The organism is Paraburkholderia sp. BGA-UO-ETr-F12, from assembly GCF_059567945.1.
This window is the reverse complement of record NZ_JCAQOZ010000032.1, coordinates 177,286-197,981: the sequence shown is the minus strand read 5'-3', so window position 1 is coordinate 197,981 and position 20,696 is coordinate 177,286. Positions and strand designations below refer to the sequence as shown.

General features: G+C 61.0%; 19 protein-coding genes. 12 read left to right on the top strand and 7 right to left on the bottom strand.

Annotated elements, in window-relative coordinates; translation table 11 throughout:
- The first annotated feature begins 378 nt into the window (after window positions 1–378).
- The gene (locus tag AC57B6_RS15985) at window positions 379–825 is read left to right on the top strand and encodes a lytic transglycosylase domain-containing protein (protein ID WP_046567289.1); all 447 of its coding nucleotides are present in this window, start codon (window positions 379–381) and stop codon (window positions 823–825) included.
- A 142-nt stretch (window positions 826–967) separates the two neighbouring features.
- Window positions 968–2,272, top strand: coding sequence for a GTP-binding protein (locus tag AC57B6_RS15980; protein WP_496421689.1), 1,305 nt, complete (start codon window positions 968–970; stop codon window positions 2,270–2,272).
- 122 nt (window positions 2,273–2,394) lie between these two features.
- Here AC57B6_RS15980 and AC57B6_RS15975 read toward each other — a convergent pair whose 3' ends face one another.
- Window positions 2,395–2,673: an HU family DNA-binding protein gene (locus AC57B6_RS15975; RefSeq protein ID WP_006050811.1), complete on the bottom strand. Its 279-nt coding sequence runs from the start codon at window positions 2,671–2,673 to the stop codon at window positions 2,395–2,397.
- 415 nt (window positions 2,674–3,088) lie between these two features.
- Between AC57B6_RS15975 and mnmC the strand changes: the two genes are divergently transcribed.
- From mnmC to AC57B6_RS15940, 7 genes are all read left to right on the top strand, one after another.
- Window positions 3,089–5,056, top strand: coding sequence for a bifunctional tRNA (5-methylaminomethyl-2-thiouridine)(34)-methyltransferase MnmC2/FAD-dependent 5-carboxymethylaminomethyl-2-thiouridine(34) oxidoreductase MnmC1 (mnmC, locus tag AC57B6_RS15970; protein ID WP_496421688.1), 1,968 nt, complete (start codon window positions 3,089–3,091; stop codon window positions 5,054–5,056).
- A gap of 842 nt (window positions 5,057–5,898) precedes the next feature.
- The gene (locus AC57B6_RS15965) at window positions 5,899–7,104 is read left to right on the top strand and encodes a cation:proton antiporter (RefSeq protein WP_028197613.1); all 1,206 of its coding nucleotides are present in this window, start codon (window positions 5,899–5,901) and stop codon (window positions 7,102–7,104) included.
- Window positions 7,105–7,244: 140 nt separating this feature from the next.
- A complete protein-coding gene (locus AC57B6_RS15960) occupies window positions 7,245–8,360 on the top strand; it encodes a YbdK family carboxylate-amine ligase (protein ID WP_028197612.1) in 1,116 nt (371 codons plus the stop codon).
- 533 nt (window positions 8,361–8,893) lie between these two features.
- Entirely contained in the window at window positions 8,894–9,532 is a 639-nt protein-coding gene (locus AC57B6_RS15955; protein ID WP_028197611.1) for a MarR family winged helix-turn-helix transcriptional regulator, read from the top strand.
- A 128-nt stretch (window positions 9,533–9,660) separates the two neighbouring features.
- Entirely contained in the window at window positions 9,661–10,374 is a 714-nt protein-coding gene (locus tag AC57B6_RS15950; protein ID WP_028197610.1) for a glutamine amidotransferase, read from the top strand.
- Between the two features lie 73 nt (window positions 10,375–10,447).
- On the top strand, window positions 10,448–11,560 hold the full coding sequence (locus AC57B6_RS15945; RefSeq protein ID WP_030102429.1) for an NADH:flavin oxidoreductase/NADH oxidase: 1,113 nt from the start codon (window positions 10,448–10,450) through the stop codon (window positions 11,558–11,560).
- A gap of 220 nt (window positions 11,561–11,780) precedes the next feature.
- Window positions 11,781–12,305 carry an SET domain-containing protein gene (locus AC57B6_RS15940; protein ID WP_028197608.1) on the top strand — a complete coding sequence of 175 codons (525 nt, stop codon included), beginning with the start codon at window positions 11,781–11,783 and terminating at the stop codon, window positions 12,303–12,305.
- An 82-nt stretch (window positions 12,306–12,387) separates the two neighbouring features.
- Here the strand turns inward: AC57B6_RS15940 and AC57B6_RS15935 are convergent, their stop codons facing one another.
- Together AC57B6_RS15935 and AC57B6_RS15930 are read right to left on the bottom strand one after the other, a co-directional pair.
- Window positions 12,388–13,890, bottom strand: coding sequence for a sensor histidine kinase (locus tag AC57B6_RS15935; protein ID WP_030102428.1), 1,503 nt, complete (start codon window positions 13,888–13,890; stop codon window positions 12,388–12,390).
- 143 nt (window positions 13,891–14,033) lie between these two features.
- Window positions 14,034–14,720: a response regulator transcription factor gene (locus AC57B6_RS15930; protein WP_028197606.1), complete on the bottom strand. Its 687-nt coding sequence runs from the start codon at window positions 14,718–14,720 to the stop codon at window positions 14,034–14,036.
- A 181-nt stretch (window positions 14,721–14,901) separates the two neighbouring features.
- On the opposite strand from AC57B6_RS15930, the gene AC57B6_RS15925 reads away from it, so the two are divergent.
- Entirely contained in the window at window positions 14,902–15,126 is a 225-nt protein-coding gene (locus AC57B6_RS15925) for a DUF3717 domain-containing protein (RefSeq protein ID WP_178369956.1), read from the top strand.
- A 94-nt stretch (window positions 15,127–15,220) separates the two neighbouring features.
- Here AC57B6_RS15925 and AC57B6_RS15920 read toward each other — a convergent pair whose 3' ends face one another.
- Both AC57B6_RS15920 and phhA read right to left on the bottom strand, forming a co-directional pair.
- The gene (locus tag AC57B6_RS15920) at window positions 15,221–15,565 is read right to left on the bottom strand and encodes a 4a-hydroxytetrahydrobiopterin dehydratase (protein WP_255246799.1); all 345 of its coding nucleotides are present in this window, start codon (window positions 15,563–15,565) and stop codon (window positions 15,221–15,223) included.
- Window positions 15,566–15,614: 49 nt separating this feature from the next.
- The gene (gene phhA, locus AC57B6_RS15915) at window positions 15,615–16,505 is read right to left on the bottom strand and encodes a phenylalanine 4-monooxygenase (protein ID WP_030102427.1); all 891 of its coding nucleotides are present in this window, start codon (window positions 16,503–16,505) and stop codon (window positions 15,615–15,617) included.
- 148 nt (window positions 16,506–16,653) lie between these two features.
- Between phhA and AC57B6_RS15910 the strand changes: the two genes are divergently transcribed.
- A complete protein-coding gene (locus AC57B6_RS15910; protein WP_496421687.1) occupies window positions 16,654–17,145 on the top strand; it encodes an Lrp/AsnC family transcriptional regulator in 492 nt (163 codons plus the stop codon).
- Window positions 17,146–17,234: 89 nt separating this feature from the next.
- Here AC57B6_RS15910 and AC57B6_RS15905 read toward each other — a convergent pair whose 3' ends face one another.
- Window positions 17,235–17,771: a class IV adenylate cyclase gene (locus AC57B6_RS15905; protein WP_028197601.1), complete on the bottom strand. Its 537-nt coding sequence runs from the start codon at window positions 17,769–17,771 to the stop codon at window positions 17,235–17,237.
- Between the two features lie 237 nt (window positions 17,772–18,008).
- Window positions 18,009–18,908 carry a LysR family transcriptional regulator gene (locus tag AC57B6_RS15900; protein ID WP_028197600.1) on the bottom strand — a complete coding sequence of 300 codons (900 nt, stop codon included), beginning with the start codon at window positions 18,906–18,908 and terminating at the stop codon, window positions 18,009–18,011.
- Between the two features lie 133 nt (window positions 18,909–19,041).
- On the opposite strand from AC57B6_RS15900, the gene AC57B6_RS15895 reads away from it, so the two are divergent.
- Window positions 19,042–20,580: a CoA-acylating methylmalonate-semialdehyde dehydrogenase gene (locus tag AC57B6_RS15895; protein WP_496421686.1), complete on the top strand. Its 1,539-nt coding sequence runs from the start codon at window positions 19,042–19,044 to the stop codon at window positions 20,578–20,580.
- Window positions 20,581–20,696 lie beyond the last annotated feature (116 nt).

The window sequence follows — 20,696 nt, the reverse complement described above, 5'->3', positions numbered from 1 at the left end:
TCCAAAGTCCGAAAAAAATGAACAGTAACAGTTTTTCATGTCGGATTTGTCACAAAACAAGCGACCCGGTGTGATTACTCTAAAGACCGCCTCCAATCGTCAAGCAATTGAAAGCAAACGTGCTTGTGTGCGCCGACCCGCAGACGCGCTTCGTTTTACGCTCGACTATGTCGGTTAGCCAGCTTGACGGGTATCTGCCTGCCGGTATGATACGAGCCGTTCGAGGTGCTGGCAGCGACTTGCCGAGGCGGGTTTTCCCCGATGCCCGGCAAACGCCCGGCCAGCGAGCCTCACCGGCTTCCAGCGGCTGAAGTATGGCCGGTGCAATGCCTTGTCAAACCCTATTCTTGCGATTTGCTTAGTCGTATTTATTGACTGATGAAACGAACCTTCGTCACTGCCGCCGCAGGACTTGCCGTGCTGATCGCAGCAGGGTCCGCGCGTGCCGATTGCTTTGACGAGGCCGCAGGATATCAGAAGGTGAACCCCCTGATTCTGCGCGCAATTGCGTGGCAGGAGTCACACAATCGACCGGATGCGTTGCATAAGAACGCCAACGGCTCCACCGACTACGGCGTCATGCAGATCAACTCGGTTCATCTGCCCACGCTCGCCCAGTATGGCATCTCGCAAGGCACGCTGATGGAGCCGTGCAAGAACGTCTACATCGCGGCGTGGCATCTGCGCCGTCAGATGAACAAGTACGGCAATACCTGGCAGGCGGTCGGCGCGTATCACTCCGAGACGCCGGCATTGCGCGACAAGTATGCGCAGCAGATCGCCGCCATCCTGCGCAAGTGGAATCTGATGCCGGCTGCGCACTGAGCCGTTCTCGCCGCGCGGCCCTTTTCCGTTTTGATGCACAATGCGGCTTCGTGCTGCCGCCGGTGTTCGGCCGTCTTCTGGCCCCGGAGTCATGCGACCCCACCCGGCACGCCCTCCAATCCTCTTGTCTTTCCGTACTGCGATGAACCAGCCGCTATTGCCCGTCACCGTCCTCTCCGGTTTTCTGGGCGCGGGCAAGACCACGCTCCTGAACCACATCCTTGCGAACCGCGCAGGGTTGCGCGTTGCCGTGATCGTCAACGATCTGGCGGCCGTCAACATCGACGCAACGCTGGTGCGCGACGCCGCCGCGCTTTCGCATGTCGAAGAACAACTCGTCGAACTGTCGAACGGCTGCATCTGCTGTACGTTGCGCGACGACTTGCTGGTTGAGATCAAGCGGCTGGCCGGCGAAAAGCGCTTCGATGCAATTCTGATCGAGTCGACCGGCGTGGCCGAGCCGATGCCGATCGCCGAAACCTTCGCCTTCGTCGACGACGACGGCGTGTCGCTATCCGACATCGCGCGGCTCGATACGATGGTGACGGTGGTCGACGCGTTCAACTTTCTGCGCGACTACGGCTCCGCCGACGCGCTCTCCGAACGGGGCATCGCCGCGACTGAAGAGGACGATCGCACGCTGGTCGAATTGCTGATCGAGCAGATTGAGTTCTGCGACGTGCTAGTGGTGAACAAGGCCGATCTGGTGAGCGCCGACGAACTCACGCGTTTGCAACGCATCCTTGCGCGCATCAATCCGCGTGCCGTGCAGGTAGTGAGCCGTTTCGGCGAGGTGCCGCTTGCCGACGTGCTGAACACCGGACGTTTCGATTTCGACGAGGCGTCGAGCGCACCGGGCTGGCTGGCGTCGCTCAATCAGGAACATGAACACGGCCATGCTCATCACGGTGAAGCGGACGAATTCGGCATCGGCAATTTCATTTACCGCGCGCGGCGGCCGTTTCATCCGGAGCGCCTGTGGGCGCTGCTGCATCAGGAGTGGCAGGGCGTCTTGCGCAGCAAGGGCTTCTTCTGGCTCGCCACGCGTAACGACATTGCGGGTTCGCTGTCGCAGGCGGGTGGCGCTTGCCGGCATGGTCCGGCGGGCATGTGGTGGGCCGCTCAGGATCGCAGCGAATGGCCGGATGGCGATGACGAGCTGGCCGCCGAAATTGCCGCCGACTGGTACGGCGATCCGGACGATCTGAGCATTGGCGACCGTCGCCAGGAACTGGTGATGATCGGCGTCGGCATCGACCCGGCAGTGTGGAAAGCGAAGTTCGATGCGTGCCTCGTCACCGAAGAGGAATACGCGGCGGGACCGCAAGCGTGGCAACAATTCGCCGATCCGTTCCCGGCATGGGATTTCGACGAAGACGACCATGACCACGATCATCATGATCACGACGGCCATGGCCACGGCGAAATCGTGCATCGCCACGATTGAGCCGGCGAGGCCGTTGCGCCTCACGCAACTGTTTAGCCGCGACGCCCGTCACGGCTAAACAGTAATTCCAGACGAAAAAAAACCCGCCATTGGCGGGCGTCAACTGCCGGGCAGTAATCTGCTTAGCGTTTGTTGACTGCGTCTTTGAACGCCTTACCAGCCGTGAACTTGACGGTCTTGGCGGCCGGGATCTTGATAGTTTCGCCGGTCTTGGGGTTACGACCCGTACGTGCTGCGCGCTTGCCCGAACCGAAGCTGCCGAAGCCGATCAACTGGACCGCATCACCCTTCGACACAGACTTCTTGATCACTTCAAGCAACGTGTCCAGCGTCTCACCGGTTTGAGCCTTGCTGGCGCCCGTCTGTCCTGCGACGGCGTCGATCAGTTCCTGTTTGTTCATTAAGGTTCCTTTCTGAGTTTAGGTTGACACGAACAGCGCGAACGCGCCGATTATACGTGCGCGGGCCGCGCCGTCGAGCAGCTGCGGCTCCGGATCCCCTCCGGACAATTAGCATGGGGTAATTGACCGCCCCACGGCCGTGCCGCCGCTCCCTTCGCGGCGCTTGCTATGATAGCGCAGCGCAAACCCAATCAGGACAAGGGTTTCGAAGATTTAAGCGGTTCTGGGGCCGAGATTCAGGGGAAACCCTTCTTTTTTCTCTTCGCGGACCTCAATCGAAGGCTGAAACCCAGCGTGGACGGGGCTTAGCGTTGGTTTTTGCCAACGTTGCCACACGTCTTTTCGCCGCCTGGCGAGCTGCCCGCGCCGGCGGTAACGTCTGATCCGCTCTGTCGAGCGTCATTTTCCACCGCGCATGACCGATCCGTTGATCCCCGCCGTCCTCGCATTCCGCGACAACGGCACGCCGTTTTCACCGCGCTACGACGACATTTATCACAGCGCCGTCGGCGGTCTCGAACAGGCTGAATACGTGTTCCTCCAGGGCAATAAGCTAGCGCAGCGGTGGCAGGGTAGGCGCCTGTTTACCGTGCTCGAAACCGGCTTCGGCATGGGCATCAATTTCCTCACGACATGGTCCGCATGGCGAGCCGATCCGGGGCGTTGCGAACGCTTGCACTTCGTTTCGACCGAGAAGCATCCGTTTACTCAGGCCGATTTGCGCAGCGTCTATGCAGCGACGATTTCGAATCCCGAAATTGCCGCGCTGGCGGACACACTCGCCACTGAATGGCCGATGCTGGTCCCCGGCACGCACCGGCTCGAATTCGAGAACGGCCGCGTCGCACTGACACTGGTGTTCGCCGACGCGGCGGAAAGCCTGCCCGCATTGAGGTTATGCGCCGATGCGTTCTATCTCGACGGCTTCGCGCCGGCCAGGAACCCGGACATCTGGACGCCTGCGATCTTCAAGGCGCTCGCTCGTCTGGCCGGCGAAGGCGCCACGTTCGCGACCTACAGCAGCGCCGGCGACATCAAGCGCGCGCTGACCCAAAACGGCTTTGTGTACCAAAAAGTCGACGGCTTCGGCTGGAAGCGCGCGATGCTGGTCGGCCATTTCGCGCCACGCTGGCGTGTGCGCCGCTATGAACCGCCCGCGCCGCTTGAAGTCGATGAGCGGCACGCAATCGTGATCGGTGCCGGACTCGCCGGCTGCGCGGCGATCGAGCGCCTGGCCTCACGCGGTTGGCGCGTCACTTCGCTGGAGCGGCACGCATCGGTCGCTCAGGACGCCTCGGGCAACCCGGCCGGCGTATTCCATCCGATGATCTCGCGGGATGACAGCGTCGCTTCGCGCGTTACGCGAGCGGGCTTTCTCTATACGCTCAGACGTTGGGCCGCGCTCGAACGGCTGGGCCATCGTCCCTTGCGCGGCGCTCCAGGCCTGCTGCAGATCGCCGCGGACGACGACGAAGCATGTTCGATGAGCGAAGCAATCACGGCGTTCGGTTACCCGTCTGAATACGTCACGCCCCTATCGCTGAACGAAGCACGGCACTTAGCAGGCATGCCGCTCGCGCACGGTGGCTGGTTGTTTCCGCACGGCGGCTGGATCGACCCGGCGTCGCTTTGCGCCGCGCAGTGCGCAGCCGCGGGCGGGTTGCTCGAGCGCCGCTTCGGCGTGGACGTGGGGCGCCTCGAACGGTCCGGTAATCAATGGACCGTCTTCGATGTAACGGGGCAGGCGCTCGCGCGCGCGCCGGTGGTCATTGTCGCAAGTGCGCACGAGGCCGCGCGCATCGCCGGTTTGCGTCACGCGCCAACCCGCAGCATCCGCGGCCAGTTGACTTTGCTGCCGGCCGGCACCGTACCTCCGCTCGGCATGCCGGTGATAGGCGAAGGCTACGCGGTGCCACTCGCCGACGGCGTCACGCTAACCGGCGCCACCTACGAACTCGACGACCCTGACACCTCGCTGCGCCCGGATGGCCATCTGGAAAACCTCGAACGGGTTGCGCAGATGCTGCCGGCTTTTGACGGCGTTATCGATCCGGCACGCGCGGCAGCGCTCGCCGGGCGCGTCGCGTTTCGCTGCGTGACGAGCGACCGGATGCCCATGATCGGCAATTTAGCCGACGAACCAGCGGCGGCACGCGACGCCCTGCGTCTGCGTGGCGCCTGGCCGCTCGATTTGCCACGTGTCGACGGCTTGTACGGCGCATTCGCTTACGGTTCGCGCGGTTTGGTGTGGGCAAGCCTGGGCGCCGAGTTGATTGCCTCCCAGATCGAAGGTGAGCCCTGGCCGCTCGAACGCGAGCTGGCAGAAGATATCGATCCGGCTCGCTTCCTCTTGCGTGCGTTGCGCCACGGCACAGCCGACTAAGCGCACACGCAAACAGCCGTGACGAAAAAGTTATCCACTGAAACTTGTGGATAACCGCCTTGTTAACCCGCGCAACTCATGTGGAACCGTTGTGGACGTAAACGGGGTAACTTTGCCGCCGCCGAAAATCGCCAAAAGTTACCCTTGTATACCCGCTGCTGCCGCACATGCTGTGCATCCTGTTATGCGAGCGACAACCCGCTGAATCGATTCGGTAAACCGGGGTTATCCACAGAAAACGAGGCACCTTGTTAACTGTTACTACGTATACATACGGTAAACCTGTAAACAGAAGAACCCGCGTGAGATCGGGCGCAATCGCCGAGCTCGAACCTCCTGCAATGGGAAGAAAACGGCGCCGGCAGTGTTCCGAAAAACAGTTCTGCAACGTTGAATCCGTAACCTGCACGAGCCTGATTCATTGCCAAAACGGTCGCATTTTCCGCGTCGTGCGAAGTTAACGTACGTTTTTACCGTTTTGACGGCATGTTCCGGTCTTTTCAATCAAGTATGAAAAAGCTATGGCACAATCGCCGTTCTTTTCCGCGTCGTGCCTCGCCCTGGGCGGCACTCGCTGCAACGGAACGGTGCCGCTCAATCAGAATCTGATTCAAAGTCGACGGCGTTCTTTCAACCGTTCCGTGCCGGTTGCTACGGCCGCACCCCGAAATGCGTCGCGCTCCACGCGACCGCGGCGCATTCAGATCATCCGATCATTGAAAACTCGCAACGCGGGTCACGCGAAGCGATCGCAACAGTGAGCGCCTCATGTGCTCAGCCGCTCACCGGTGTTGAGGCCGGTTCGTGTCGTCTGCCGTTGCTGCCAAGGAGAACCCATCACAATGAAGTCGGCGTTTTCATTTTTTCCTGCCTGGCCACTCACTCCCGACGCCATCTTTTGGGCCGGCCTTGCGTTGCTCGCCGCGGGTCTGTGCGGTGAACTCTGCTTTCGCGCATGGCGCTTACCGCGCATTTCCGGGTATGCAGTCATCGGCCTGATAGCGGGCGCTGCCGGTTTCGGCGTGATCGACGCGCAGTCCGCGACCGCGGCCCGGCCGCTGCTCGATGTCGCACTCGGTTTGCTGTTGTTCGAACTGGGCAGCCGGCTCGATCTGCGCTGGATCCGCCGCAATCCCTGGTTGATTCTGTCGAGCGTCGCCGAGGCCACGCTGACGTTCGCGCTAGTGTTGCCGGTGCTGCTGTTTCTGAAGGTGCCGCTGATGGTGGCAACGGTGCTCGCCGCGATCGCGATGGCGACTTCGCCGGCCATGGTGATCCAGCTCAAAACCGAGTTGCGCGCGGAAGGCCAGGTGACTCAGCGGTTGTTGACCCTGACCGCGTTGAACAGCATGTACGCGGTGGTGATCGAAAAGCTGGTCTCGAGCTGGTTGCATCAGGAGGTTTACGGCAACGTCTATGCCACGATTCTGCAACCGCTTTATCTGCTGGTCGGCTCGCTCGTACTGGCCTATCTGCTTGCGCGCACCTGCACGTTTTTTTATCGACGTCTGAACATGCAGGACGAGCATTCGTTTGTCGCGCTATTCGGCCTCGTACTGCTGGCGATTGCGATTGCGCACGTGTTCAAGCTTTCCACCATTCTTGCGTTGCTGGCTGCGGGCATCATCGTTAAGAATCTTGAAGCGCGTCCGCAGTTGTGGCCGGAACATTTCGGCACGGCAGGCTGGCTGCTGACCGTGATTCTGTTCGTGTTGACGCTGACTTCGTTCGAATGGAAAGACATCGCGCTCGGCGGCGTCGCTGCGCTGGGTCTGATTATTGCGCGGCTGGTTGCGAAACTGGTGGGCGTGATGGCCTTTGCCAAGCCGAGCGGTTTGAACTGGAAGCAGGGCATGGCCCTCGGTTTGTCGCTCTCGCCGATGTCGGCGCTTGCGTACCTGCTTGTCGACGATACCTACAACCTTTATCCGAATTTCGATCCACAACTGCGCGCGATCGTGATGTGTTCGATTTTCGTGCTGCAGATTCTCGGGCCGTGGCTCGTGTATCGCAGCCTGGCGCTGGTGGCCGAACGGCGCGAAGAGTAACGCAGCACTGCTACTCGATGCGCTGGATGCTTGATTTGCGCGCTTTATCCTCGCTTTATCCCGTTTATTCGTTTCAAAAAAACGGCCGGACCTGTGACACAGCCACGTGACACACCGGCCGACCTGACTCAGGGGACGCTATGTCACTCGAACCCTTCATCGATTCGAAACCGTTCACCTTCGGTGTCGAACTCGAAATGCAGATCGTGAACACGCATGACTATGATCTGACCAAAGCCGGCTCAGACCTGCTGCGCCTCATCAAGGATGAAAAAATCCCCGGCAACATCACGCCGGAAATCACCGAAAGCATGATCGAACTGTCGACCGGTATCTGCACGACGCATGAACAGGCCGTCACCGATCTGCGCAAGATTCGCGACACGCTGGTTTCCGCAGCGGATCATCTGAACGTCGGCTTGTGCGGCGGCGGCACGCATGCATTCCAGCAATGGAGTGAAAGACAGATTGTCGATACACCGCGCTTTCAATATCTTTCGGAGTTGTACGGCTACCTTGCCAAGCAATTTACGGTGTTCGGCCAGCACGTGCACATCGGCTGTCCGGATCCGAACAGCGCGCTGTACCTGCTGCATTCCATGTCGCGCTTCATTCCGCATTTCATCGCTTTGTCCGCTTCGTCGCCGTTCGTACAGGGTGTCGATACCGGTTTTCATTCGGCACGACTGAATTCCGTGTTTGCGTTTCCGTTGTCGGGGCGTGCGCCATTCGTGCTGACGTGGGACAGCTTCGAGGAATATTTCTCGAAGATGGTTCACACGGGCGTGGTCAACAGCATGAAAGATTTCTACTGGGACATCCGGCCGAAGCCGGGTTTCGGCACGATCGAAGTTCGCGTGATGGATACGCCGTTTTCCGTGGATCGCGCGGCGGCGATTGCCTGCTACATCCAGACCCTTGCACGGCATCTGCTGCTCGACAAGCCGATCACGCCGAAAGAAGACGATTACCTTGTCTACACTTTCAACCGTTTTGAAGCATGCCGCTTCGGTCTGGCCGGCAACTGCATCAATCCGCAAACGAGCGAGCGCAAGACGATTTCCGAAGATATCCTCGAAACGCTTGATCTGATTGCACCGCACGCCGAAGCATTGGGATCGGGCAACGCGCTCGCCGAGATCGGCGCGATCGCACGCGGTCAGGTCAATGACGCGGCTTGGCTGCGCGGTGTCTTCGAGCGGGAAAAGTCCTTGCACGAAGCCGTAAGGCAGCAGTGTTTGCAGTGGCGAGCCTAGCCGGAGACGCGGTCGCTTACGCTAAACCGTAAGGAAACCCGCTTCGTGCGGGTTTTTTTTCGTAAATAAATTTCCAGCTCGCGGGGTCTTAGGTTTTTCAAAAATTTACGTATACATACGTAGTAGTTAACAAGCATTGCATCTGCCTGTGGACAACTGAATAATTCCCTGAAAAGTCAAAGTGCTACGTAAACCATAACCGGGCGGATCAAAGGTGCGTCGGAGCCGGTAAACGAGGACAACTTTGGTTAGGGCAGCGGGGGCTGGTTGCTTATCAAGAATCGGCACACAAGCGATCCCCTATGTTTTCCCATGGTTATCCACAGCTTATGTTGGATAACTTAGCTGTACGATTGGCCGGTCTCGCATAGAATGTCGCTTTAGCTGCCTTTGGCTGGTAAGGCGGTAAATTTTTGAGATAGTAGAAACCGTCTCGCTCGCTTTTGGGCGAGGCTACCCCACACAGGCTACGGGCTTGTTCGGCAGCGGTTCGCCGACATTGCACGCAAGCTTTAATAAACCAAACGAAGATTATGAGCGAAGGCGTATACGGAGAACAGGCAACCGGGCGAGTGACCCACAGCCTATTGCGATTGAGCACGGCCATGCGGAGCCAGGCTTGGGAATGGGCGGAGGGCGCAGGCCTTACGCCGACCCAGGGCGAAATCCTGGTCTTGCTGATGCAACGCAAGGGCCCGATGCGTCTTGGCGAAATTGCCCGCGAAACGGCGTTGACCGCCGCAACCACCAGCGACGCCGTGAGCACGCTCGAGACCAAAGGCCTGGTCGAAAAACGCCGTGCCCTCGACGACGGCCGCGCTCTCGCGGTCCGTCTGACGGCGCGTGGCCGCACCGCCGCGAAGCGCGCTGCGCAATGGCCGGACTTTCTGGCCAAAGCGGTCGGCACGCTGCGCGACGAAGAGCAGTCGCTGTTCTATCGCACGCTGCTCAAGACCATCCATCAGCTGGAAGTGCAAGGCACGATTCCGCCGCACCGCATGTGCCTGACCTGCACGCATTTCGAGCCGAGCAAGACGCCGAAGAAGACGCCGCATCATTGCGCGCTGCTCAATCTGAATATGTCGGACACAGACGTGCGTCTCGATTGCTCGGTGTACGAAGCGGCTGACATCGCCACCCAGAAGAAGACCTGGAAGATCTTCGCCCAATAAGGCGGCGTCTTTCAGGACATTCCGCTACACTGCCAAACCGTGCTCCGGCGGCCGGCGATTGCCGTCCGCCGGCCGGTTCGCGCCGCGTAGCGGCAAGTCTTTAGTCAACCTGAAGGTGGGGCAGGCTGATGAATCGCGAAGTTCTGGCCATTCGCCATGTGCACTTCGAGGATCTGGGCAGTCTTGAGCTGGAGCTCGGCGAGCGCGGTCGGCCGGTGCGCTATCTCGACGTCGGCTTTGCCCGCATCGAGGCGCCGGACCCGGTCGCCGCATCGCTCATGGTGATCCTGGGCGGCCCGATCAGTGCAACTGACGACGTGCTCTATCCGACGCTCGTGCCGTTGCTCGCCATGATCGAGAAGCGGATCGCCGCCGGTTTGCCGACGCTCGGCATCTGCCTCGGCGCGCAACTGATCGCGCGTGCGCTCGGGGCGCGGGTCTATCCCGCCGGCCATACCGAACTCGGCTGGACACCGCTTACGCTCACCGATGCCGGCCGGGCCTCGCCAGTGCGCCATCTGGATGGCGCGCTCACGTCGATGCTGCATTGGCATGGCGACACCTTCGATCTGCCCGACAACGCCACACGTCTTGCTTCGACGCCTGCCTGCGAAAACCAGGCATTCGCCTGGGGCGGGCACGTGCTGGGTCTGCAATGCCACCCGGAGATTCGCGCTGACCGGTTCGAGCCCTGGCTGATCGGCAACGCCGGCGAGATCGCCGGCCATGGTATCGACGTACGCCGCTTGCGGGCCGAGACGGCGCAGTTCGGTCCGGTGCTGGAAATCGCCGCGCGCCGGATGTTTGGCGAGTGGCTCGATCAGGTCGAACCGAAACCCTGATCCGCGCGCGCCTGCAGACAATGAGCCGCAGTGCTATGCTCGTCCGCTCTTGGGTTTTTACAGGGCGTAATCCATGAGCGCGCTTTTTTCTCCGCTCACGCTGCGTAGCGTGACGCTTCCCAACCGCATCGTCGTTTCCCCAATGTGCCAGTACTCCGCCGAACGTGGCGAGGCTACCGCGTGGCACATGATCCATCTCGGCAGTATGGCGCTGTCGGGCGCCGGCATGCTGTGCATCGAGGCGACCGCTGTCGAGCCTGATGGACGCATCACGCCGGGCGATCTCGGACTGTGGGACGACGCCACCGAGGCGGCGCTGGTGCCGGTGCTCGCCGCGATCCGCAAGCATTCGCACATTCGCGTTGCGATGCAGTTGTCGCATGCGGGACGCAAGGCGTCGAGTCACGTGCCTTGGGAAGGCGGTCAACTGATTCCCGTTTCACAAGGCGGCTGGTTGCCGCACGCGCCGTCGGCGTTGCCGCATAAAGCGGGTGAAGAGCCGCCACTCGCGCTCGATACTCCTGGGCTGAACCGGATTCGCGAAGCGTTCGCGGCTTCCGCGCGGCGTGCCGCGCGCCTCGGCGTCGACGCGCTGGAAGTGCATGCGGCGCATGGCTATCTGCTGCATCAGTTCCTGTCGCCGATCGCCAATCAACGCAACGACGATTACGGCGGTTCGCTGGAGAACCGGATGCGCTTTCCGCTCGAAATATTCGACATCGTGCGCGCCGCGTTTCCGGCCGACAAACCGGTCGGCGTACGTGTCTCGGCAACCGACTGGGTGGAAGGCGGCTGGACGCTCGAAGAGACGATCGTGTTCGCGCAGGAGTTGAAAAAGCGTGGCTGTGACTGGATCGATGTGTCGTCCGGGGGTGTGTCGCCGTTGCAGAAGATTCCGCTCGAGCCGGGTTATCAGATTCCTTTTGCAAGGGCCGTCAAACAGGCAACCGGCCTCACAACCATCGGCGTGGGCCTGATCACCGATCCGCTGCACGCCGAACAACTCATCGAAGAAGGTGACGCCGATCTGATCGCACTGGCGCGTGCATTGCTCTACAACCCGCGTTGGCCGTGGCATGCCGCGGCTCAACTCGGTGCGACGGTCGAAGCACCGCCGCAGTACTGGCGTTCGCAACCACGCGAGCAAAAGGCGCTGTTCGGCGAGATTTCGTTCGGACAACGGTAAAGCTGCACACGCGCCTTGTGCGTTCACGTCTTTTTGACGGTTGAAGGAAGCTGTCTTGAGCGTGTAGGATGCCGGATGTGGCGCATGAGCGTCGCAGGTCGACGCGGCGCTCGCAAGGCGCCGCGTTTGCTATCCGCGTCAGAAAAAGCAGCACGTCAGACGCGGGCGTTTCTGGCGATTGCCGGATCTTCACCCCCAGTTCTTCACAAGGATTCATTCAATGAGTTCACGCAGGATCGCCGTGCGCCGTTCGGGTGTGCACGGCAAAGGCGTGTTTGCCACCGAGCCGATTGCGGCGGGTGAACGGCTGATCGAATACAAGGGTGAGCGGATCTCCTGGAAGGAAGCGTTGCGCCGTCATCCGCATAACCCGGCCGAGCCGAATCACACGTTCTACTTCGCGCTCGATAACGGCAAGGTGATCGACGGCAAGGTGAATGGCAATAGCGCGCGCTGGATCAACCATTCGTGCGCGCCGAATTGCGAAGCCGAAGAGATCGACGGTCATGTATATGTGCACGCGCTGCGCGACATCGCCGAGGGCGAGGAAGTCTTTTACGACTACGGCCTCGTCATCGACGCACGCCAGACCAAGAAGCTGAAGAAGGAATACGAATGCCGCTGCGGCGCGCGCAAGTGCCGCGGCACGATGCTGGCGCCGCCGGAGAAAGAGAAGGGCGCGTCCAGGTCGGACAAGACGGCAAAGAAGGCGAAAACGTCCGCAAAAAAGGCGAAGAAGAAATAAAGCGGGCCGCCTCGGGTGAGCACCAGGTTGGACCTTGGTGAACTCGAGGCGGCCCCTGGCAGCGGGTTGGCCTGCTGCAGAATCAGATATCGATCGGCGCCGAGTGCGCCGATTTTTTTGCCGGACGCCGTGCCTCGATATCCACGTCGTGGTGAACGCTGATCGGAATCAGCGGAATGCGCACGATGAAGCGCGCCCCGCCTTCCGGCGCATCTTCGTAATGTACGCTGCCGTGATGCAGCACCATGATGTCATGAACGATTGCGAGACCGAGACCGGCGCCGCTATCCACACCGGCTTCGCTCTGACCGTCGCCGCGGAAGAATCGTTTGAACAGATCGGCTTGCTGTGTGTACGGTACGCCCGGCCCATTGTCCTCGACGATGATCTCCGCCATACGCAGTTCGTCGACTACGGTTTGCGACACCGTTACGGTAATCCGGCCGCCATCGAAGCGTGAAGGCGGCACGTACTTGAGCGCGTTATCCAGCAGATTGGCGATCACTTCGTGCAGCAGCACCGGATTGCCGCGCACCATCAGCGGATGATCGTTGGCCGGATCGTCGAGCCGCTGGAAGCCGAGGTCGACATGGAACGTCAGCGCGCGCGGCACCCATTCCGCACCCGTATCGAATGCGAGCGCGGCCATATCCACGTTCACGAAGCGTGCGGCTTGTTCGCCCGGTTCGGCGCGCGCCAGCGAAAGCAACTGATTCGACAGCCGTACGGCACGGTCGGCGGCTGCGCGCAGCTCACGGACCGCCGCAAGCGTCTGCTGCGGGTCGCGCGCGACCGCGGCCTGCTCCGCATGCAGCTTGACGGCGGTGAGCGGCGTGCGCAACTGATGCGCGGCGTCGGCAATAAATTTGCGTTGGCCGTCGAGGGCGGTTTTCAGGCGATCGAGCAGCGCGTTGAGCGCGCCGGTAAGGGGCCGGATTTCGACTGGTACGTAGGTTTCGTCCACCGGCTCGAGCGACGTGTGGGTCTGCCGGTTCAGCGAGTCGGCGAGATCGGTGAGCGGATTGAGCTGTTGATTGACCACTCGCCACACGATCGCCCACCCGGCCAGCAGCAGCAACAGCAGCGGCATCATGATCGCGACCAGAAACTCGGCGGCGATGCGAAAACGATGATGCACCGGCTGACCGACTTCGACGACGATCGGATTACCGCTGGGCTGATCGACGCGCACCTGCGCCACGCGCACCGTCACGCCCTGGTGCTGCGTCTCGAAGACGTACGCGTAGTGCATGCGCCGCACACTGGTGCCTTGGAGCGGCAGATTGTGGTCGCCGGCGATCTCGGTTTCGCCGGTGCTGATTCGATAGACGAGATGTTCGACCGGATCGGAGAACATGGCCTGCGCGAGCGGAGGCACCGTTACCTTGGCGTTAGGGCCGGCAATCTGGATCTGTTTGGAGATCGCGGTCGCGAGATCGGCAAGCGACCTGTCCACCACATGCTGCGTGTACTGCCACGCCAGCCAGTAAGCGATCAGGCCGCTCATCAGGGCGAGCAGCGAAAGGGGAGCAGCGAGGCGCCGCAGCAGCGTGCGGCGCAGACTATTGGCGGCCGGCTGGGGCATGATCGAACGCGCAGGAAAGGGGCAACGGCGAAACACACCGCGGCGCCGTGAAAACTTGCCGGTTGCCGGCGAACTGCGCACCGAGTGCGCGGCGCTGGCCCGGCGCCGTCAGGCCGCAACACAGCGTGCGGCCCTTGTGGCGATTATGCGGCCTGGCGGATTTCCTGCAACAGGTAACCGAAGCCACGCACCGTGACGATTTCGACACGGCAGTTTTCGAGCTTTTTACGCACCCGGTGCACGTAGACTTCGATCGCGGTGTCGCCGAGATCGCCGCCGAAGTGCGTCAGATGGTCTTGCAACTGAGCCTTGCTGACCACGCGGCCATGGCGCAGCAGCAGCATTTCGAGCACGGCGAATTCACGCGGCGACAGTTCGAGCGGCTTGTCATCGTTGAAAATGCGGCGATCGACGCCCGACAGACGCACACCGCCCAGCGACACTTCCGGACGCGGCATGTCGCCGTGCGGACCGCTGCGGCGCATCACCGCGCGAATGCGTGCTTCGAGCTCGGTGGGTTCAAACGGCTTCAGCATGTAGTCGTCCGCGCCCGAATTCAGGCCTTGCACGCGGTCGTTCAACTCGTCGCGCGCGGTCAGGATGATCACCGGCGTGTGACGATTGCTCTGACGGAAGCGCGCGAGCAGCGTCATGCCGTCGATCCCGGGCAGGCCCAGATCGAGGATCACCAGCTCATGGCGATTTTGGGTGAGGGCCTGTTCGGCGAAAATGCCGTCATGGACCATGTCGACGGTGAAGCCGGCTTGTTCGAGACTGCTTTGGATGCCGCGTGCGATGGGGCGGTCATCTTCGATCAGAAGGAGTCGCATGGATTTCGCTCAAGTACAATGGTTTTAGGCGTCTGGGCAAGCGGTTCGCCGGAGCGCCTGCTGCACAGGCAGCATGCTGCGTGGCCGTGCCGGACTGGCACAAGGTGGTCACGAAACAGCTATCGAGCAGCCTGAAGTTGCACTGGCAGCCAAACAGCAGCCACCGGGCGAGCACGACGTCATGTCCGAGATAAGCATTCACGAACTGGAAGCCGCAATTAACTTCTGGCGCGCCCGCTCACCTTCGAGCGGCGACGAACTCGTTCTGTGCAAGGAGGCAAGCGCGCTCTCCAAGCCGTATGCGCTGATGATTGTACAGCGTCAGCAGACGCTATCGCCGGATCGTTTGGAAGGGATTGCCAGGCAAGCGTGGGATTCTTACGTCCGCCTTAATAATAGCCTGTAGAACTGAAGGTTTGGGCGCCGGATTGCCTGCAATGCCCTTTCATTACCGTCAAATCACTCGATGCGGGGCGCACCGAGGTACCTGAACGCTTGTATTAAGCAGTAATACTGTCGATAAATTGTGCCAATTTGATGTCCCGCTGGGTCAGGCCGTTGGCTTCATGCGTCGACAGTGTGATCTCGACCTTGTTGTACACGTTGAACCATTCAGGATGGTGATCCATCTCCTGCGCCTTGATTGCCACGCGCGTCATAAAACCGAATGCTTCGTTGAAGTCGGCGAACTTGAACTGGCGCTGGATCGCGTCGCGGCCCGCTACGGCTTGCCAGCCGTGCAGTTCCGTCATTAGCGTGGCGCGTTCTTCGGAAGTGAGTTTATTAATCATGATGCGACCTCGTTGATCTGAACCGGCACGCCAGTGGGCATGCGCATCCGCTATTTTTTCACGGATGCCGTCAGCCTGCTGTCGGATTGCTCCGATTGTGTTTTCAGATATCGCCGTCGGCTTGCCAGCCTTCCTGCGAGCCCCGCGTGAGGACGTCATCACACGTGAGCACGTCGCCTGCGGCGAAGGCCGGCTGCGCAGCGAGCCTCGCCAGCAGCGGCGCGAAATCGGTTTGCGCCACGCTGAACAATTGCGCGAAGTCGTCGATGACAAAGTAGCTTTTCTGGAACGTGTCGATGCGGTAGCGCGTACGCATCACGCGCTCTAGATTGAAGCCAAGCCGGTTCGGTGCCGCGCTTTGCTGGCTGTAGAGCGTCTCGCCTTTGCTCGATACGATGCCCGCGCCGTAGATCTTCACGCCGTTGGGACTTGCCGCGTCGCGGATCAGGCCAAACTCGACTGTGTACCAATAAAGCCGCGCGAGCAGCGGCAGCGCGCCGGCGTCGTTAGCGGCAAGCGCGGCGCGGCCGTATGCATGCATGTAGTCCGCGAACACCGGATTGATCAGCAACGGCACGTGGCCGAACAGATCGTGAAAACAGTCCGGCTCCTGCAGATAATCGAGTTGGTCGGGACGGCGCATCCACCACGTCACCGGGAAGCGGCGGTTTGCCAGATGCTCGAAGAACACCTGGTCGGGCACGAGTCCCGGTACGGCGACGATTTGCCAGCCGGTCGCGGGCGTCAGCCTGGCGTTGATTTCGTCGAACGAGGGCACGCGATCGGACGGCATGCCGATACGGTCGACGCCCGCCAGAAATTCATCGCACACGCGACCCTTGAGCAACGCCGTTTGACGCGCATAAAGCTGCTGCCATACCGCGTGGTCGACGGCGCCGTATCGTTCGGTCGGCTGATCGATGGTGAAGTCGGCGCGAGTTTCGAGGCCGGCGTCGAATTGCTCTTTGAGTTTGGCGGTGTTGGCTGTGGACATGATGCTGCACGCTCTGCGGTGACTGCGGGTTGAAACGGTAATGCAAGTGTAGAGCGGCTAGCGTGCGGAAAGGGCGCAACGATGGCGTTATGGCATTGCGATATGCAATAATCGTGCATCAAATACAGATTTAATGCGGATATAAATCATGCTGGAACTCGATCACTTCGATCTCGCGCTGCTGGATGTACTTCAGCGCTTCGGCCGGGCTACGCATCAGCAACTGGCGGAGCAGGTGCCACTGTCGCCGTCGCAGATCGGACGGCGCTTGCAGCGCCTGGAGCAGATGGGGGTGGTGGACGGCTATCGTGTCGTGCTGCGCCCAGAAAAATTGGGGCTTGGCGTGACTGCTTTTACGAGTCTGAAGCTGAAGCATCACGGCGACTCGATCATCGAGCAATTCCAGCAGCAGATCGACGTGCTGCCGGAAGTACTGGAATGTCACGCGGTGGTCGGCGACGCCGACTATCTGTTGCGCATTGTGGCACCCGACCTCAATTATCTGTCGACCTTCGTGATGAAGAGGCTGATGCGTGTGCCGGGCGTGGACAGCGTGCGCTCCAATATCGTGTTGACCACGTTCAAGCGCAATGGGCCTTTGCCGCTGGGTCATCTGTCGCCGGGGGCGGCCGCTGTTTGAGGCAGCGGCTTACAGTGTTTCGGTGCTGAGAGGCTTAAGGGCCGCGGTTTCAGGAGGCGGGTCTTCGCGGCCCTTGATTCGTCTTAGGTTTACGCGGCTTGCTTCGGTTCACTGTCCGGACTGAGCAAATCGACGTAGGCCACCGCCACCAGGTCCGATTCCGGCACGCCAAGAGTCTGGAACATTGCGTGCGCTTCGGCATGGCCGCTTTCTTCGTCGTCGTCCTGCGCCAGCACGACTTCGAGTTCGACGAAGTCGCCCAGACCGTCGACCCGGTCCAGATGGATCCGCGTACGGCCCGTCAGATACACATGGCGCTCCTTCGTGACGATGCCGCGCGTGGTCAGCGCCGTCGCCAGCAACGCGTGCATGGCTTCAGGGTTGGTCACCGGGCTGCGCGTGTAGTACGACGCCTTTGGGCCGTCGCGGTCGTCGCGCTGATAGAAGATCAGTTCAGCCGGCGTGCCGTCGTCGAATTGGCGCAGCTTCAGGCGGCCGCGCGGCACGTCGTAGAAAAAGTCCTGTTGGCGGAAGATCAGCGGAGCGTCCGGCGCAAGCTTTGCGGCTCGCTCGCGCAGTTGCTCGAAGTGCTGGGCGCGGGCTTTGATTTCAATGTTGCGTGCCATGTCAGGCTCCTGTCGAAGGATGGCGTGGTCGGCAGCTTCCGGTGTTGCCGGGGCGAAGCTGCCGGGAAGGGCAAGGTCAGACGGAACGGAAACGAAGCGGGCCGGCGCGTGAGCGCGAACCCTCAATCTAACAAAAAAGCGCGTGACGACGTTGTTTCAGCCGACCGCGATGCGGCTGTCATGAGCGCCGCTCATATCCGCGGCATATTCGGCGTGTTGTGCGGCACTTATGTGACCCTATGTCGCCCATTGCTGCTCGATCAGCTTCAACGCGGCGGCAATTGCCGGTTCGTCCCGGCGCTCGGCCAGCGTGATGAAGCTTAGCTGGGTCGGCACGGTGATGCCTTCGACGATGGTCAACGCGTGCGCGTGCGCTTCGGCGATCGCCGTGGCGTCGCGCGCGAGCGTCAGACCGACGCCCGACTTGACCAGATCGAGCATCGACGGCTCCTGATCCACCTCCGCCACCTTAACCGGTTTTACGCCGGCTTCGTCGAAGCAGCGCGACAACAATCGATTGTGCGCGGAGGCGGGCGGCGTCCAGATCCACGGCAACGCGGCAAGCGAGCGCCAGTCGCGTGCGCCTTTCACGCGATCTTTCCAGCCTGCCGGCGCGAGCACGCGGTATTGGAAGTGCGTGAGCGTGACGGCGTGAAAGGCGGCGCTGTCGCGGCCAGCGTCGTCGGAGGGCAGGCCGATGTAGTAACCGACGTCCAGTTCTCCCGCCCGAACCTGCTCCAGCACCCAGCCCGACATGCCGTGGCGCAAGGCCGTTTCAATGTGCGGCCAGGTTTCCACCAGTTGCTTGAGAAAGCCGCCGAGACGCAGAAAAGCCGGATCGAGAATCGTGCCGATCCGCAGTCGGCCGCGCACTTCATGACGCAGCGATGCCGCCGCGCGCTGCACGTCGCTCGCCGCTCCCAGCGCGCGTTCCGCGTGGGGCAGCAGGGCCTGACCATCGCGGGTCAGCGAAAGCCCGTGCGAGGTCCGCGTGAACAGCGTCACGCCGAGCGTCTCCTGCAAATGCTTGATTTGCAGGCTGACGGCAGGCTGGGTCAGGTGAAGTTGCACCGCCGCGCGCGTGAGGTTGCCCTCGCGCGCGACGGTGACGAACGCTCGTAGCAGAGTCAGATCCATATCCTGATATTAGCGCGGCTTATAGCGCAGTTGAGCATTACTCATTGGATTTGTCGCCTCGAAGCGCCGTACGCTTGCGTTGATCACGCTGCTGGCAATGGGCGGAAGACCTTCACAGGAAGAGGACAGGACAATGAGCGAGACATATCAGGACGAGGCCGTGCGCAGTGAGACAAGCGCACGCGCGCTGACCCATTTCATCAACGGCAAGATGGTTGAAGGCACGAGCGGCCGTTTCGGCGACGTCTTCAATCCTGCGCTTGGCACCGTGAGCGCGCGCGTGCCGCTGGCGAGCGTCGCCGAGGTGGATGCGGCGGTCGCGGCCGCCAGTGCCGCGTTTCCTGCATGGAGCGAAACCGCGCCGATCAAGCGGGCGCGCGTGCTGTTCAAGTTCAAGGAATTGCTTGACCGCCACCATGACGAACTGGCGGAGTTGATCACGCGTGAGCACGGCAAGGTGTTTTCCGATGCGAAGGGCGAGGTGATGCGCGGCATCGAGATCGTCGAATTTGCGTGCGGCATTCCGAATCTGTTGAAGACCGATTTCACCGACCAGATCGGCGGCGGCATCGACAATTGGAATCTGCGTCAGCCGTTGGGTGTGGTCGCCGGCATTACGCCGTTCAATTTCCCAATGATGGTGCCGTGCTGGATGTTTCCGGTGGCGATTGCATGTGGCAATACGTTTGTGCTGAAGCCTTCGGAGCGTGATCCTTCCGCTTCGAACCGACTGGCTGAATTGCTCAAAGAGGCAGGATTGCCGGATGGCGTGTTCAACGTCGTGCATGGCGACAAGGTGGCGGTGGATGCGTTGCTGGTGCATCCCGAGGTGAGTGCGTTGTCGTTTGTCGGTTCGACGCCGATTGCGGAATATATCTACACGGAAGGCACGAAGCACGGCAAGCGTGTGCAGGCTCTGGGGGGAGCGAAGAATCATCTGGTGGTGATGCCGGACGCGGATCTCGACCAGGCGGTGGACGCATTGATCGGCGCCGCGTATGGGTCAGCGGGCGAGCGCTGCATGGCGATTTCGGTGGCCGTTGCGGTGGGGCATATTGCCGATGAGTTGATCGAGCGACTGACACCGCGAGTGAAGAGCCTGAAGATTTTGAACGGGATGGAAAAGGAAGCCGAGATGGGGCCGTTAGTGACGGCGGCGCATCGCGAGAAAGTAGTGGGTTATATCGATGCCGGCGTGGCGGCGGGTGCGAAGCTGGTTGTCGATGGGCGGAGTCATCAGGTGGCCGGGCATGAGAAGGGGTTCTTTCTCGGCGGCACGTTGTTCGACGATGTCTCGACCGACATGAAGATTTATCGCGAAGAGATTTTCGGTCCTGTGCTGTGTGTTGTGCGGGTGCCGGATTTTGCTTCTGCTGTTGAGCTTACCAACGCTAACGAGTTTGCTAATGGGGTGGCGTTGTTTACCTCCGATGGCGGCGTGGCGCGGGCTTTTTCGCGGCAGATTCAGATCGGCATGGTGGGCATTAATGTGCCGATTCCTGTGCCGATGGCGTGGCATTCTTTTGGTGGGTGGAAGCGGTCTCTGTTTGGGGATCATCATGCCTACGGGGAGGAGGGGGTGCGGTTTTATACGCGGTACAAGAGCATTATGCAGAGGTGGCCGGATAGTATTGGGAAGGGGGCTGAGTTCACCATGCCGGTGGCTAAGTAGTTGGTTTTTGCCGGGTTGGCGGGGTTGTTGTTGATCTGGGTCTTTGGCCTTTCCTTGTTTTGTTAGTGGTCTATTAGCGTTCCCCCTGTGCGGGGGGGCACCTACTTTTCTTTGCC

Coding starts and splice junctions, on each gene's coding strand:
- AC57B6_RS15985 (WP_046567289.1), top strand. CDS start 379: ATGAAACGAACCTTCGTCACTGCCGCCGCAGGACTTGCCGTGCTGATC.
- AC57B6_RS15980 (WP_496421689.1), top strand. CDS start 968: ATGAACCAGCCGCTATTGCCCGTCACCGTCCTCTCCGGTTTTCTGGGC.
- AC57B6_RS15975 (WP_006050811.1), bottom strand. CDS start 2,673: ATGAACAAACAGGAACTGATCGACGCCGTCGCAGGACAGACGGGCGCC.
- mnmC (WP_496421688.1), top strand. CDS start 3,089: ATGACCGATCCGTTGATCCCCGCCGTCCTCGCATTCCGCGACAACGGC.
- AC57B6_RS15965 (WP_028197613.1), top strand. CDS start 5,899: ATGAAGTCGGCGTTTTCATTTTTTCCTGCCTGGCCACTCACTCCCGAC.
- AC57B6_RS15960 (WP_028197612.1), top strand. CDS start 7,245: ATGTCACTCGAACCCTTCATCGATTCGAAACCGTTCACCTTCGGTGTC.
- AC57B6_RS15955 (WP_028197611.1), top strand. CDS start 8,894: ATGAGCGAAGGCGTATACGGAGAACAGGCAACCGGGCGAGTGACCCAC.
- AC57B6_RS15950 (WP_028197610.1), top strand. CDS start 9,661: ATGAATCGCGAAGTTCTGGCCATTCGCCATGTGCACTTCGAGGATCTG.
- AC57B6_RS15945 (WP_030102429.1), top strand. CDS start 10,448: ATGAGCGCGCTTTTTTCTCCGCTCACGCTGCGTAGCGTGACGCTTCCC.
- AC57B6_RS15940 (WP_028197608.1), top strand. CDS start 11,781: ATGAGTTCACGCAGGATCGCCGTGCGCCGTTCGGGTGTGCACGGCAAA.
- AC57B6_RS15935 (WP_030102428.1), bottom strand. CDS start 13,890: ATGCCCCAGCCGGCCGCCAATAGTCTGCGCCGCACGCTGCTGCGGCGC.
- AC57B6_RS15930 (WP_028197606.1), bottom strand. CDS start 14,720: ATGCGACTCCTTCTGATCGAAGATGACCGCCCCATCGCACGCGGCATC.
- AC57B6_RS15925 (WP_178369956.1), top strand. CDS start 14,902: ATGTCCGAGATAAGCATTCACGAACTGGAAGCCGCAATTAACTTCTGG.
- phhA (WP_030102427.1), bottom strand. CDS start 16,505: ATGTCCACAGCCAACACCGCCAAACTCAAAGAGCAATTCGACGCCGGC.
- AC57B6_RS15910 (WP_496421687.1), top strand. CDS start 16,654: ATGCTGGAACTCGATCACTTCGATCTCGCGCTGCTGGATGTACTTCAG.
- AC57B6_RS15905 (WP_028197601.1), bottom strand. CDS start 17,771: ATGGCACGCAACATTGAAATCAAAGCCCGCGCCCAGCACTTCGAGCAA.
- AC57B6_RS15900 (WP_028197600.1), bottom strand. CDS start 18,908: ATGGATCTGACTCTGCTACGAGCGTTCGTCACCGTCGCGCGCGAGGGC.
- AC57B6_RS15895 (WP_496421686.1), top strand. CDS start 19,042: ATGAGCGAGACATATCAGGACGAGGCCGTGCGCAGTGAGACAAGCGCA.